The organism is Ruegeria sp. BC5 (assembly GCF_056539205.1).
In genome coordinates, this window is record NZ_JBQFUN010000001.1 from 1,109,498 (window position 1) to 1,122,102 (window position 12,605).

General features: G+C 58.1%; 13 protein-coding genes. 5 read left to right on the forward strand and 8 right to left on the reverse strand.

Features of this window, described 5'->3' with window-relative positions; all coding sequences use genetic code 11:
- Positions 1–104 precede the first annotated feature (104 nt).
- The 5 genes from ACR0LY_RS05520 to rpiA form a co-directional block, all read right to left on the reverse strand.
- Positions 105–299 carry a DUF2065 domain-containing protein gene (locus tag ACR0LY_RS05520; protein ID WP_170348296.1) on the reverse strand — a complete coding sequence of 65 codons (195 nt, stop codon included), beginning with the start codon at positions 297–299 and terminating at the stop codon, positions 105–107.
- Positions 299–1,177, reverse strand: coding sequence for a protease modulator HflC (hflC, locus tag ACR0LY_RS05525; RefSeq protein WP_170348295.1), 879 nt, complete (start codon positions 1,175–1,177; stop codon positions 299–301). Before hflC ends, ACR0LY_RS05520 begins: the two co-directional genes overlap by 1 nt.
- The gene (hflK, locus tag ACR0LY_RS05530; RefSeq protein ID WP_170348294.1) at positions 1,177–2,319 is read right to left on the reverse strand and encodes an FtsH protease activity modulator HflK; all 1,143 of its coding nucleotides are present in this window, start codon (positions 2,317–2,319) and stop codon (positions 1,177–1,179) included. Before hflK ends, hflC begins: the two co-directional genes overlap by 1 nt.
- 72 nt (positions 2,320–2,391) lie before the next feature.
- Positions 2,392–3,750 carry a glutathione-disulfide reductase gene (gor, locus tag ACR0LY_RS05535; RefSeq protein WP_170348293.1) on the reverse strand — a complete coding sequence of 453 codons (1,359 nt, stop codon included), beginning with the start codon at positions 3,748–3,750 and terminating at the stop codon, positions 2,392–2,394.
- A 271-nt stretch (positions 3,751–4,021) separates the two neighbouring features.
- Positions 4,022–4,807, reverse strand: a complete 786-nt coding sequence (gene rpiA / locus ACR0LY_RS05540) for a ribose-5-phosphate isomerase RpiA (protein ID WP_170348292.1) — start codon at positions 4,805–4,807, stop codon at positions 4,022–4,024.
- A gap of 167 nt (positions 4,808–4,974) precedes the next feature.
- On the opposite strand from rpiA, the gene ACR0LY_RS05545 reads away from it, so the two are divergent.
- Genes ACR0LY_RS05545 through ACR0LY_RS05560 form a run of 4 tightly spaced genes read left to right on the forward strand, consistent with a single transcriptional unit; the run spans position 4,975 to position 8,438 of the window.
- Positions 4,975–5,676 (forward strand): glutathione S-transferase family protein, encoded by a 702-nt coding sequence (locus tag ACR0LY_RS05545; protein WP_170348291.1) that lies wholly within the window; start codon positions 4,975–4,977, stop codon positions 5,674–5,676.
- A 1-nt stretch (position 5,677) separates the two neighbouring features.
- Positions 5,678–7,051, forward strand: a complete 1,374-nt coding sequence (locus ACR0LY_RS05550; protein WP_170348290.1) for an L-serine ammonia-lyase — start codon at positions 5,678–5,680, stop codon at positions 7,049–7,051.
- Between the two features lie 21 nt (positions 7,052–7,072).
- Positions 7,073–7,483 carry a GFA family protein gene (locus tag ACR0LY_RS05555; protein ID WP_170348289.1) on the forward strand — a complete coding sequence of 137 codons (411 nt, stop codon included), beginning with the start codon at positions 7,073–7,075 and terminating at the stop codon, positions 7,481–7,483.
- A gap of 40 nt (positions 7,484–7,523) precedes the next feature.
- Positions 7,524–8,438: a DMT family transporter gene (locus tag ACR0LY_RS05560; protein ID WP_170348288.1), complete on the forward strand. Its 915-nt coding sequence runs from the start codon at positions 7,524–7,526 to the stop codon at positions 8,436–8,438.
- Here the strand turns inward: ACR0LY_RS05560 and ACR0LY_RS05565 are convergent.
- Positions 8,383–9,090, reverse strand: a complete 708-nt coding sequence (locus tag ACR0LY_RS05565; protein ID WP_170348287.1) for a thiamine diphosphokinase — start codon at positions 9,088–9,090, stop codon at positions 8,383–8,385. The two genes, ACR0LY_RS05560 and ACR0LY_RS05565, sit on opposite strands and share 56 nt — an antisense overlap.
- A 121-nt stretch (positions 9,091–9,211) precedes the next feature.
- Here ACR0LY_RS05565 and ACR0LY_RS05570 point away from each other — a divergent pair, with 121 nt between their 5' ends.
- Positions 9,212–10,828 carry a hypothetical protein gene (locus ACR0LY_RS05570; protein ID WP_170348286.1) on the forward strand — a complete coding sequence of 539 codons (1,617 nt, stop codon included), beginning with the start codon at positions 9,212–9,214 and terminating at the stop codon, positions 10,826–10,828.
- A 78-nt stretch (positions 10,829–10,906) separates the two neighbouring features.
- On the opposite strand, the gene ACR0LY_RS05575 is transcribed toward ACR0LY_RS05570, so the two are convergent.
- Together ACR0LY_RS05575 and ACR0LY_RS05580 are read right to left on the reverse strand one after the other, a co-directional pair.
- Complete coding sequence (locus ACR0LY_RS05575; protein WP_170348285.1) at positions 10,907–11,149, reverse strand: DUF2842 domain-containing protein; 243 nt, start codon at positions 11,147–11,149, stop codon at positions 10,907–10,909.
- A complete protein-coding gene (locus ACR0LY_RS05580) occupies positions 11,149–12,444 on the reverse strand; it encodes an adenylosuccinate synthase (protein ID WP_170348284.1) in 1,296 nt (431 codons plus the stop codon). Before ACR0LY_RS05580 ends, ACR0LY_RS05575 begins: the two co-directional genes overlap by 1 nt.
- Positions 12,445–12,605: the final 161 nt, after the last annotated feature.

A 12,605-nucleotide genomic window follows, 5' to 3' on the forward strand; every position in this document is an offset into this window, starting at 1 on the left:
TAAGGGTGCCGCATAGCAACCCCTCTTGGAAACCAATGTAGTCAGTTTACCCAAGCCCGCAACTCGGGATCGCGGGGAATTCACCGGCAATTGAAATCAACGTGTCAAAACCCGAGCTGAAATGCACCCCACAACAACACCAGACCGCTGACAACACATAGCAGACCGGCCAGACGACGGGCCTGTTCAGGCAGTGACCGAAGCGCCTCAAGCATACGTTCAATAAGCGAAGGGGCCAGCGCATAGGCCAGCCCCTCGACAATCAGTACCAGCCCGAAGGCCAGAAGGATCAGGCCCATTACCGACCAGCCTGCCCGGTGGGTGACTTCAGGTAATTGAAGAACTCGGAGTCCGGGCTCAGAACCATCGAACTGTTGCTACCGCCCAACGCATTTTCATAGGCCGACAAAGAGCGGTAGAATTCAAAGAACTCAGGGTCCGCGCCGTAAGCTTCGGCAAAGATCGCGTTACGTTCGGCATCTGCTTCACCGCGGATGATCTCGGCCTCACGACGAGCATCCGACACCAGTTCAACCACAGTACGATCCGCCTGGGCGCGCACTCGCTGGGCCGCCTCGTTACCACGGGCGCGTTCATCGGTCGCCTCGCGTTCACGCTCGGCCTTCATCCGGTCAAAGGTGGCCTCAAGGTTGGCTTGCGGCAGGTCAGTTGCTTTCAAGCGCACGTCGATGACGTTAACGCCCAGCGCCTGCGCTTCGGCAATCGCGCTATTGCGGATGCGCAGCATCAAGGCGGCACGGTCGGAACTCAGGATATCGCGGGACGAAACCGAACCCAGCACTTCGCGGGTTTCGGCGCGCAAGATGCGATCCAGACGATCCTCGGCGACCGGGATACCGCCAACACCGACGGCCTGACGGAAGCGGTTCAGATCGGAAATCCGGTAACGTGCAAACGCATCAACAACCAAACGACGGTCATCCAGTGGCGTTACTTCAAGCGGCTGCACGTCGATCGATAGGATACGGTCGTCATAGCGTACAACTTCCTGAATCAGCGGAATCTTGAACGCCAAACCGGGCTCTTCCTTAACAGCAACGACGCGGCCAAATTGCAGAACCAGCGCACGTTCACGTTCGTCCACGATGAAAATCGAGGACAGGCCGATTACACCCAGGATCACAACCAAAATGAGGATTATAGGTGACTTACGCATCAGTTGCTCTCCTCAGTCTGATTGCGGCGCAGCTCATTGAGCGGAAGATAAGGCACCACGCCCTGCCCCGACCCTGTCGAGTTCTCGTCGAGGATGATTTTATCCACGTCGCCCAGAACCTGCTCCATGCGCTCCAGATACAGACGCTTGCGCGTCACGTCGGGTGCCTTGGAGTACTCTTCCAGAACCGCGCTAAAGCGGCTGGCCTCACCCTGCGCGCCATTGATCTGCTGGGCGCGATAGGCTTCGGCCTCTTCCAGAACCTGTGCGGCTTCACCTCGCGCCTCGGCCAAAACGCGGTTGGCATAGGCATCCGCAACGTTCTGCAGGCGGTCACGTTCTTGCGCCGCCGCCTGAACATCACGGAACGCTGCGATCACGTCCTGTGGAGGGTCAGCCTTGTCAAAGTTCACGCGGACAATGTTCACACCAGAATCGTAGCTGTCCATTGTCAGCTGAATCAATTCCTGCAACCGGTCTGCGATAATGCCCCGGTCCCTGTTCAGAATCGGTGCCAACTCGCTTTGTGCGATGATCTCGCGCATCGCCGATTCAGAAACGGCCCGAATCGTCTGACGCGGATCGCGCAGGTTAAACAGATATTTAGCCGGATCGTTGATGTTCCAGACAACCTGATAGTCGATGTCGACCACATTTTCGTCGCCAGTCAGCATCAGACCATCGTCACTGCCGCGCGCACCGCCCATGTCTTCATTCTGTTCACGGGTTACCGGGATCACCTCGGCGGTCACAAACGGCCAAGGCGCAAAGTTCAGACCCGGATTCCCAACGGCCGAAAATTCACCCAAGAACAACTCAACCGACTGTTCTTCCGGTTTGACCGTGTAGAAGCTTGCAGCTCCCCACAGACCCGCGGCAACCAGCAAACCAATCACCACCGTGCCTTTGGTGAAAACCGGACCACCGCCGCCCGCTCCCTGACCGCCGCCACGGCCACCGCCGCCGCGACCGCCCATCAGAACGCGCAGCTGCTCTTGGCCTTTTTTCATCAGCTCATCGATCTCGGGGATCTGCGGGCCGTCGCCTTCGGGAGGCTTGCGTCCGTCCCCATTATTACCCCGATTTCCTCCGCCTCCAGAAGAGCCTCCGCCCCCCCAGGGGCCACCGCTGTTGCCCGCCATATGTATCTGTTCCTTCGTGTTGGACCGTGTGATCACGGTGTCCCTTGTAACTTGTGTGCGCGCGCTTGCAAATCAAGCAGTGCGAACAGGTTGCCGCATTGTCACCAGTTCTTCGGCCATAACCGGGTGAACGGCAACCGTGCGGTCGAAATCTTCCTTGGTTGCACCCATTTTAACGGCGATTCCTGCCAGCTGGATCATCTCGCCCGCGCCCGGTGCCACGATATGGCAACCCAACACCTTGCGGGTCGCCTGACTGACGATCAGCTTCATCAGCACCCGCTGCGTTCCACCCGCAAACGCCTTTTGCATCGGCTTGAACGAGGTTGCATATACCTCGACCGGTTCTTGCGCGGCAGCGTCTTCCTCGCTCAATCCCACGGTACCGAACTCCGGTTGGGTGAAGATCGCGGTCGGGATCAGCTCGTGATCGACCGGCGTCGGGTTGCCTTTGAACACTGTTTCGACAAAAGCCATGCCCTCGCGGATCGCAACCGGTGTCAAATTCACCCGATCTGTCACATCCCCAATTGCAAAGATCGAAGGCACGCCCGTCTGGCTGTATTCGTCCACAACGATCTCGCCCTTACGACCCCGTTCAACGCCCACTGCCTCAAGCCCTAGGTTGTCGGCATTGGGCGCACGACCAGTGGCGTACATGACAACATCGAATTGATCCTCGGTGCCGTCGGTGGCTTTGACGCGAATTTGGTCACCTTCCTTGGTCATCTCCAACACATTGGTGCCCAGACGTACATCAATACCGTTCTGGCGCATTTCCTCGCAGATCAGGCCGCGTGCTTCCTCATCAAAGCCGCGCAGAATTTGCGCGCCGCGGTAGAACTGAGTGGTCTTCACACCCATCCCGTTCATGATCCCTGCGAACTCGCTGGCGATGTAGCCGCCACCGACGATCAAGATGGATTGAGGCAATTTCTCAAGATGGAAGATTTCGTTTGAGGTGATGGCCAGATCCGAGCCCGGAAACTCGGGCACGACCGGACGACCGCCGGTGGCGATCAGGATGTGCTTGGCCGTCTTACGCGTGCCATCGGCCAGCTCAACCGTATGCGCATCAACCACATGGGCACGCTGATCAAAGCTTTCGACACCGTTGTTTTTCAGGATATTGCGATAAACACCTTCAAGCCGATCCAGTTCCGCGACCAGCTTGTCGTGGAACGTGTTCCAATCAAGCCCGCCGGGTTTAACATCCCAACCATAGGCTTGCGCGTCCTGCATTGTCCCTGAGAACTCACTGGCAAAGACCATCAGCTTTTTCGGAACACAGCCTCGGATGACACAGGTCCCGCCATAACGATCCTCTTCGGCCAGCGCCACCTTGGCACCATTCTCACCAGCAGCCACACGCGCTGCGCGAACCCCGCCCGAGCCGCCTCCGATGACGAACAGATCATAATCAAAGCTCATTTACCGTGCCTCTTTCAGTTTTCAGCAAGCGCCATCAAAGCGACGCCACGGGTGTATCTTATTGCTCACCACAGTCCAGACCGTTCTGGTGAGACAGTTGATCTTGCCAGGACGCAAAAAAAATCGGCCAGTAATGCTCAACCGTCCTTACGAACCGCTCAGATATGGGTTTCGCCATAGATTGCAACTGGAGGGGCATGCTCTCGAATGTGCCGTCCGGTTTTTGGAAACTGACTTCGCCGAATTGTAATGCCGAAAGCTCTGACATTCGTCAGTCAGCCAAATCCGAGAACAGGTTCTCACCACTGTCCACCAATTCGTCCAGCTCGGTGGTACCCGCGTTGATGTCGCGCAGTTCGACCCGGCCGTCCCCGTGGCCAATCACGACCTTGTCACAGATGTCGATGAACAACCCGTTCTCGACCACACCTGGCACCTGATTAAGCACCAGCGCCAACTGGCGCGCGTTGCCGATGCGCTGCAGGTGCAAATCCAAAACGTGGTTGCCTTCATCTGTCACAAAAGGGGCTTCACCATCCATCCGAAGCATGGCCGAAGTGCCCAGAACATCCATCGTGTCCAGCACCTCTTGGATCAAAGTGCGGGTGGTTTGCCAACCAAAGGGGATCACCTCGACCGGCAAAGGGAAGGCGCCCAGGGTTTCGACCTCTTTGCCGGCATCGGCGATGACGACCATCTGGTCGCTGGCCGTGGCGACGATCTTCTCCTGCAGATGCGCGCCACCGCCACCTTTGATCAGGTTCAGTTCGCCATCGAATTCATCCGCGCCATCAATGGTCAGATCCAGCCACCCCGCCTGATCCAACGAGACCACTTCGATCCCGACTTCGCAGGCCAGTTGCGCGGTGCGGATCGACGTCGGAACACCCTTGATCCGCAGCCCTTCTTTTTTGACCCGCTCACCGATGCGACGCACCATCCAAGCGGCTGTTGACCCTGTCCCCAGACCAACACGCATTCCGTCTTGCACCATGTCAGCAGCGCGACGAGCGGCGACATATTTGGCGTTATCGATGGGTGACAGATCACGGGTCATGGCAGCGTTTCCCTTTATTACTGCCAGACTTATACGAAATGCGGCAACCAACCGCGAGTGCCAAATCGCCGCCATCACGCGTAAACATGCGTGGAAAATACGCGTTTCCGAAGGGAAACGTCGCAATCGAGGCTTCCGGCATTCGCCCCGCAAGTTACATAGGGGCCATGACCGCGCCCTATCGCCTTCATTATGCCCCCGACAACGCCTCGCTGGTGATCAGACTGGTGTTGGAAGAGATGGGCCTTCCTTTTGAGACCGTATTGGTGGACCGCCGCCGGAACGAACAGGACAGCGCGGCCTATCGGGCCTTGAACCCGAATGGATTGATCCCGGTGCTGGACACCCCGCAAGGACCGATCTTTGAAACGGCAGCCATTTTGTTGTGGCTGGCGGATACGCACAAGCAACTGGCCCCTGCCCCCAACAGCCCGGATCGGGTGGCGTTTCTGAAATGGTTGTTTTTTGCGTCCAACACGCTGCACGCCGATCTGCGCATTCTTTTCTATGCTGAAAAGTACATCGACCCCGCGCAGGCCGAGACCCTGCGTGAAGGCATCCGCCCGCGCCTGCGCCAACATTTGCGTGTACTGGATGCCGAAGCCCAGAAAGCGCCGGATTGGCTGCAGGCCGACACCCCATCGGTTTTAAGCTTTTATCTGGCGTGCCAAATGCGTTGGATGGCGCTGTACCCCGCCAGCGCGGATCGCAGCTGGTTTCAGCTTAGGGACACGCCCCATCTGCAGGACATCCTGACGCGGCTCGAATCCCGCCCTGCGACCCAGGCCGCCATCGCGGCCGAAGGGTTGGGGGTTACGCCGTTCACCTCACCACGTTACGCTACACCTGAAGAAGGCTCAGCTACCTGATATGTTTCTATCTGTCTTCGATATGTTCAAAGTGGGCATCGGCCCGTCTTCGTCTCATACCATGGGGCCGATGGTGGCCGCCGCGCGTTTTCTGGACATGATGCGCGCGTCCCCGTTCGAATTTGCGGGGCTGCGCGGATCGCTGCACGGCTCGCTGGCTTTTACTGGGGTCGGTCACGCCACCGACCGTGCCACCATTCTGGGACTGGCCGGGTTTGTGCCCGACACCTACGACAACGATAAGGCTGAGGCCGCGCTGGCCGAAATTTCCCAGACGAACTCGGTGACGCCCGAAGGGTTGCCGACGCTTCAGTTCAACCCAAAGACCGACCTGATCTTTGACTATGACAACAACCTGCCCGGCCACGCCAATGGCATGATCCTGATGGCCACCGACGCACAAGGCGATGTGATCCTGCGGCAGGTTTACTACTCGGTCGGCGGTGGCTTTGTCCTGACCGAAGAGGAACTGGCCGAAGGCAAGGCAACCGACGAGGGCGACCCAGTCCCGTTCCCGTTCAAATCCGCCGCCGAAATGCTTGAGATGGCAAAGACCAGCGGCAAAAGCATCGCTCAGATGAAGCGCGATAATGAAATCGCGCGCGGCTGTGCCGACAGCTTCGCCAAGGGCACTGCGCGTCTGTGGGAAGTTATGAACAATTGCATCGAGCGCGGCCTGAATACTGACGGCATTTTGCCCGGTGGCCTGAACGTGCGACGCCGCGCCAAGGGCATTCACGATGCCCTTCTGGCCGAACGAGGCATGAACCTGAATGCGCCGCACACCATCAATGACTGGATGAGCGTCTATGCGATGGCGGTGAACGAGGAAAACGCCGCCGGTGGGCAGGTCGTGACCGCCCCGACCAATGGCGCGGCAGGTACGATGCCTTCGGTCCTGCGCTATTACCTTGATCACGTGCCCGGCGCGTCGGAAAGCCATATCGAAGATTTCCTTCTGACCGCTGCCGCCATTGGCGGGCTGGTGAAATATAACGCCTCGATCTCTGGCGCCGAAGCAGGTTGTCAGGCCGAGGTTGGAAGTGCGTCAGCCATGGCTGCCGCAGGCCTGTGCGCCGTCATGGGCGGCACACCGGAGCAGGTTGAAAACGCAGCTGAAATCGCGCTGGAGCATCATCTGGGCATGACCTGTGACCCGGTTGCCGGGTTGGTGCAAGTTCCATGCATCGAACGCAATGGGCTGGCTGCAATCAAAGCCGTTTCAGCGGCCTCTCTGGCATTGCGCGGTGATGGAAAACACTTTGTTCCGCTCGATTCCGTGATCGAGACCATGCGCCAGACCGGCCATGATATGCACGAGAAATACAAGGAAACGTCACTGGGCGGCCTGGCGGTGAACGTACCCAACTGCTGATGCCGCAATAAGGGGGATATCATGCGGGGACATTGTCTGTGCGGCACCATCCGGTACGAGGTTACGCCTCCGGTCCTGTCCTGCGTTACCTGCCATTGCGACAGTTGCAGACGGCAATGCGCCGCGCCGATGACCACCTATTTCGGCGTGCGCGACGGCCAGTGGCGCTGGACCGGGGACGAGCCGAAAACCTTTGCCTCGTCGCCCGGTGTCACCCGCAGTTTCTGCCCCAATTGCGGCACTCCGATATCATTCCGATCACAAGCCATGTCGGACGTGCTGCATCTGTACGTGGCAACACTGGAAGACCCAAACCAGTTGGAGCCAACGTTGCACGTGGCGCATGAGGAAAAGCTGAACTGGCTGAAACTGGGTGACGGCCTGCCCACTTGCATCGGTCCAGATTATACCAAGGTTCAACCCCTGCCCTAGACGCTTCCCACCGGACCCCAAACCCCGTAGCGTCGCCCTTATGACACAGGATCGTCCGGTCTTTGGCATCATCCTGATGCTTGGCTTTTGCATCATCGCGCCGATGGGCGACGCGATGGCAAAGCTGTTGGCCGAAACCACACCTGTCGGCATGCTTGTCTTTGTCCGCTTCGCCGTTCAGGCGCTGGTGTTGGTCCCACTGGCCGTATTGACTGGGCGATCCCTGCGCATGCGTGGCCGTATCCTGTGGCTGACATTTATTCGCACGGTTCTGCATATCCTCGCCCTTTCAGCCATGTTCAGCTCATTGCTTTTCCTGCCGCTGGCCGACGCGATCGCCATCGTCTTTGTCATGCCGTTCATCATGTTGATCCTGGGCAAATACATACTGAAAGAAACCGTTGGCCCACGCCGCCTGATAGCCTGCGCCGTTGGCTTTGTTGGGACCTTGCTGGTCATTCAGCCCAGCTTTGTACAAGTGGGGGCCGCAGCCCTGCTACCGCTTGTGGTAGCTTTGCTCTTTTCCCTGTTCATGCTGGTGACGCGCCAGATCGCCAAAGAAACAGACCCAATCACCCTACAAGCGGCATCGGGCATGATGGCTATAATCCTAATGCTGCCAGTTCTGTTGGCCGGAACAATCGGCGGCAGTTGGGCCGTATCGCTGATCTTACCTCACCCGGACATTCACCTTTTGCTGATCGCAATCGGGCTGCTGGGAACCGTCGCGCATCTGTTGATGACATGGTCGCTGCGCTTTGCGCCGTCGGCTACGCTGGCCCCGATGCAATATCTGGAAATTCCAATGGCCACCCTATTCGGCTGGCTCGTCTTTCACGACCTGCCCAACGGGGTTGCGGCCATCGGCATAGCCATCACCATCGCCGCGGGCCTTTACGTTATTCTGCACGAGCGGGCCAACGCCCGGTCTGCTCCGACAGAAACGCCTGCATGATCTGATCCAAGGCGTTGCGCGGAACCATGACCAAAAGGCCGGGCCTGTCCACCTCCAGTTCTACATCAGCCAACGCGCGATTGGAGGTCCCGACGCGGCCGCTCGGCTCTAACACCAGATCATCAATCGGCCATTCCAATCCACGGCTGCGCCCCGTTACCCTCTGAAACGGAAACAGCGAAACCACATCGCCGGGTGAAAGGTCAAAAGCGATCCGCGGTGGGGCGTGGAACACGACTTCATGCTCCCCTAGCAAAATGCACGGACGATCCTGAAGTCGGATCAACGCGCTCAGCACCGCCAATTGGTGATCCAGCCGCCCGCCCAGAAACCCAACCCCTAGCACTAGCGGCGCCTCGACACTGCGCAGGGTCTTGTCGAAATCCGTGCTGTCCTGCTCGCGGATCGGAAACAATCGCTCTTCCGGAATCCGGTCGCGATAGCCGCTGCTCAGCGAATCAAAATCACCGATAACCGCATCCGGCATCCGCCCCGAATCCATCAGCGGGATCGCTCCGCCATCTGCGGCAACAACGGTATTGACGCGAATCAGCGCCAAATTTAGGTCATCTGGACCGATTTCTCCGCCTCCGACCACCGCGATTGGCTCCTCAGACCGTACAATCGACTGATTTTTTTTAAGATTGATCATTTTTCCCGGATTTGGACACATTGAGACCACAAAATGGTAGGTTCATGCAGAGAGTTTCGAGCCATAGGTGTGCCCTCTATTGGGTGGGTGGCTCTTGTAGTTTGTAGAGGACGTGCGTCTGATGGTACAGAATAACAAGGTTTTGACCGTTTCTTATGGAACCTTCTCGTGCACTTTGGAAGGCTTTGATGATTCCTTTGAAACGATGAAAGCGATTGCCGAATACTTCCGTGATCTCGCGGCTGATGATCGCTACTTTGGTTCTGAACCCCCACAGCCTGACACCGAAATGCTGACACGGATCGCGCAGCGTGACGCATCCCGCAGGGTCGAAGCCAGTCAGAACGACTCTGGCCTGCTGATCCGCGCAACCGAAGAAAACGCCCCATCCCCCCAATCCGCCGCCAGCGCTCAGGGTTTGAATGTTATCGACACGCCGCCCTCTTCTCAGCCCGTTTTTTCTGACGCGGAAACCGTAGAAGATGCCCCGGCGCCTGCCGCTGACAGTATTGCCGCCAAGTTGCAGCGCATCCGGGCCGTTGTCTCTCACTCCGAAGAAAACTCGGTCATCTACACGGAAGACGAAGACACGACCTTGATGAAAAGCGCCGCTCCGTCTGATGCAGTGGCTGCGGCCTTCGCAGCTGGTTCGCTTGACCCCGCTGATCTGGACGACACTGAAGAGGCCAGCGCGCACGTCGAAACGCAAGACGAAGCACCGGAAACAGAAGAAGCCGAGGCTGAGATGCCTCAGATCGAAGAATACGAAGCACCTGCACTGGAAGTCGAAGCCGAGGATCTGGATTCAGAGGTGTTGGACGCGACATCGGAAGACCAGACCGAAGCGGAAGAGGAGGACACATCCGACGTGCTGTTCTCGGACCTTGAAGACATTGCGAATAGCGGTTCTGAAGAGGAGGCCAACATTCTCGACGACGCCGGTGTAGAAGAAGACGTCGTCGAAGCCACCGATGAAGGTGTGTTGACGGAAGAGGATGAAGTCGACCTGCTGGAAGAGATTTCAAGCGTGGAAGCTGTACTGGCAAAACGCTCGGCCAATACAGACACTGAAACGTCAGATCTGGATCGGGACGTATCGCGCCTGATGGATAAGGCCGGCGAACAGTTGAACGACCCGGACACCAGCGATCAGCGCGAGGCCTACACGCATCTGCGGGCGGCCGTCGCCGCAACCGAAGCTGAACGTGGCGAAGGTAAGGCCACAGCACAGGACAGTGAGGAACAGGGCTATCGTGGAGATCTTTCCTCGGTCGTCAGCCCGCGCCGCCCGGAAATTCAGGTCACCAGCATGCGCCCCATCAGTGACGATGCAGCCCCTCTTAAGCTGGTCGCTGAACAGCGCATCGACAATCAAACCGTAGACGCCGGACCAGTTACCCCTCGCCGCGTCAAATCCGAAACTGAAGCCGAAGACGAAACACCTGAGGAAGGTGGCTTTGCTCTGTTCGCGCAGGAACAGGGCGCGCAGTCCCTCCCTGACTTGCTTGAGGCTGCCGCCGCGTACCTGTCGTTCATCGAAGGTCAGGAGCAGTTTTCGCGCCCGCAGTTGATGAACAAAATCCGTTCGCTCAAGCAAAATGACTTCAACCGCGAAGAAAGCCTGCGGTCCTTCGGTCAGTTGCTGCGCGATGGAAAGATTGAAAAAGCGGGCGGCGGGCGTTTCGCGGCCTCGACCCAGATCGGGTTCCGCCCGGATGACGAGCGCGCCGCGGGATAATTCCCCAAACCAGTACAATAGAAAAAGGGCCAGAGGTTACTCTGGCCCTTTTCTCATCATCACCTGAATTGCCGGTGATCAATCCGAGTTTTGCTCTGGGTCTTCTTTGCCAACACCTTTGAAGACAAATTTGAACGGCAGCGCCCACACGATGCCCAAACCAACATAGACCAGCAGTTCCAACCAGATGGGCGGACGGTCGAGCCAGTTCACCACCGTCACAACCGCCACGATATAAATGGGAAGCCCAATCAACAGCAGCACCAGCGACCAGCGCCGCCGGGCCTTGTAGCTCAGACCGGATTTGCCGTGATCGCTCATCAGTCGGCAAACGGGTCGGTCACCAGAATGGTGTCGTCCCGCTCCGGACTGGTAGACAGAAGGGCCACGGGACACTCGATCAGCTCTTCAACGCGACGTACGTATTTGATCGCGTTGGCAGGCAGATCGGCCCAGCTGCGTGCGCCTTCGGTGGATTCACTCCACCCCGGCATTTCTTCGTAGATGGGTTTGCAGCGCGCTTGTTGATCAGCTGCTGTGGGCAGATAGTCCAGACGCTCGCCATCCAGCTCGTATCCCACGCAGATTTTCAGCGTCTCAAACCCGTCCAGCACGTCCAGCTTGGTCAGCGAGATACCGTTTACACCACTTGTCGCGCAGGTTTGCCGCACCAAGCAGGCATCGAACCAGCCACAGCGACGTTTGCGGCCTGTGGTTGTGCCGAATTCGTGTCCACGTTCACCAAGGCGTTGACCGTCCGCGTCATCCAATTCGGTCGGGAACGGTCCTTCACCCACGCGGGTCGTATAGGCTTTGACGATACCGAGAACGAAATCAATCGACCCTGGACCGATACCCACACCAGTCGCCGCCTGCCCCGCGATCACATTGGACGAGGTCACAAACGGATAGGTGCCGAAATCAATATCCAGCAGCGCGCCTTGCGCCCCTTCAAAAAGGATACGCTTACCAGCCTTGCGCTTTTCGTTCAGCACCTTCCAGACCGGAGCGGCAAACGGAAGAATTTGCGGCGCGATCTCTTTCAATTGGGCGATCAGCGCGTCCCGGTCAACGGGCTCGATCCCAAGCCCCTTGCGCAGCGGGTCGTGGTGTTGCAGTGCACGATCCACGCGCGCCTCAAGCGTGGCTTCATCAGCAAGATCGGCAACACGAACAGAGCGACGGCCCACTTTGTCCTCATACGCCGGACCAATTCCGCGACCGGTCGTCCCGATCTTGGTGCCCTTGCTGGCAGCTTCTTCGCGCGCACGGTCCAGCTCGCCATGGATAGGCAGGATCAGCGGCGTATTCTCGGCAATCATCAGAGTCTCGGGCGAGATATCGACACCTTGCGCCCGAATGGTTCCGATTTCCTTGATCAGGTGCCACGGGTCCAACACAACACCATTGCCAATGACACTCAGCTTGCCGCCCCGCACGACGCCTGAAGGCAACGCATGCAGCTTGTAAACTTCACCATCAATGACCAGCGTATGACCGGCATTATGCCCGCCTTGAAAACGCGCGATCACGTCTGCCCGTTCGCTGAGCCAGTCGACGATCTTGCCTTTTCCTTCGTCGCCCCACTGGGCGCCGACAACAACCACATTGGCCATATCCGGTCCTTTTGCGCTGAATTATCAAACTCGGCTCATATAGCGGGGTCAAAGCGGCAGGGAAACCGGTAATTCGCCGCAGTTCAGAACCGCGCAATGTGCGGTGCCTCCGGCGGGGATAGTTTCGGCCAGATGAAGTATGGCTCCCCTGTTCATCCGGC